Origin of the sequence: Alysiella crassa DSM 2578 (genome assembly GCF_000745955.1) — a bacterium.
GTDB classification, from domain to species: Bacteria; Pseudomonadota; Gammaproteobacteria; order Burkholderiales; family Neisseriaceae; genus Simonsiella; species Simonsiella crassa.
On the sequence record NZ_JQKH01000159.1, the window covers coordinates 1 to 1,107 of the forward strand.

Below are 1,107 nucleotides of genomic sequence, written 5' to 3' on the forward strand. Positions count from 1 at the left end.
AATGTAGGGTGCGTACCACGCACCAAATCATTCAAATAATTGAAATTTCGGTGCATAATACGCACCCTACATGTAGTTGTCGTGTACTGTAAGGCTGCCTGAAAATTAATTTGCCATATATTTCTGCATTAACTCCCTTGCCCGTTTTTCCGCCGCCGCCACCGCTTCGGAAATATCGCTCAATTCCACAGGTTTCCCATCTTTTGTCCAAGCATGTATGGTTTCCGAATTGGACACGCCGTGCCACATTTTTTGCCCATTGTCATAATAAAACACGCTTGCCGAATCATTTTTTTCCTGCGTGTTTTCAAACAATAATGTGCCGTTTTCATAAAAACCACGCACTTTGACTTTCGCATTCACATCTTTGCTGTTGTCGCCTTCGGTTTCCAAAACCAGCACCCCAGCTTCATTATAATAGCCGCCGCGCTGCACCAAACCTTTGTGATAATCCAAAAATTCCGTAACCTTGCCTTCGGGTGAATACCAAATCACGCGCCCTTCCGCGATGGCAGAATCAAAATTTTTCAAATTTTTATCATCGGGAATGACCATAGGATTGGTTTGTTTCGCCTGATTATCCTGATAAAAATCCTGCACCACCGCCAAACCAGCTTTGTTGCGTCCCAATAATTTGCGGTAAAAACCGCCTTTTTGCGCCGTGTCTACTAGATTGCCCTCTTTATCAAAATATGCAATCACACTGCTTTCTTTTCGCTTTAACTTTTCAGCTGCCGAATCTGCACTTTTTGCCACCGTGTCCACTTGTGCAGGAATGCTGCTGTGTGTGCTGCTTTCGGCTACCTTATTCTTTTTCCAAGGTAATTTTGTACCGCCACACGCACTCAATGCCATCGCCACCGCCGTTGCCAACAATAATTTTTTCATTGCAAACTCACTAATTTTTAAATAAAACACAAGTTTAACCATTTTTCAGGCTGCCTGAAAGCACAAAATGCACAAAAAGCGAATTGTCCGAAACAATCCGCTTTTTTGTTTACATGATTACAACAAATTCAGGCAGCCTTTCAGTACACGACAAAAAAAGTACAATAAAAAAAGAAGTCCGCATCAATTCAGTGGTATCGTATTAATTTTCTCACGACT

Annotated in this window: 1 protein-coding gene; it reads right to left on the minus strand. The window is 42.1% G+C overall.

The genetic code is table 11. From position 1 onward, the window contains the following. Positions 1-105: 105 nt before the first annotated feature. Entirely contained in the window at positions 106-888 is a 783-nt protein-coding gene (locus Q338_RS13935; RefSeq protein ID WP_147293688.1) for a hypothetical protein, read from the minus strand. Between the last annotated feature and the right edge of the window lie 219 nt (positions 889-1,107).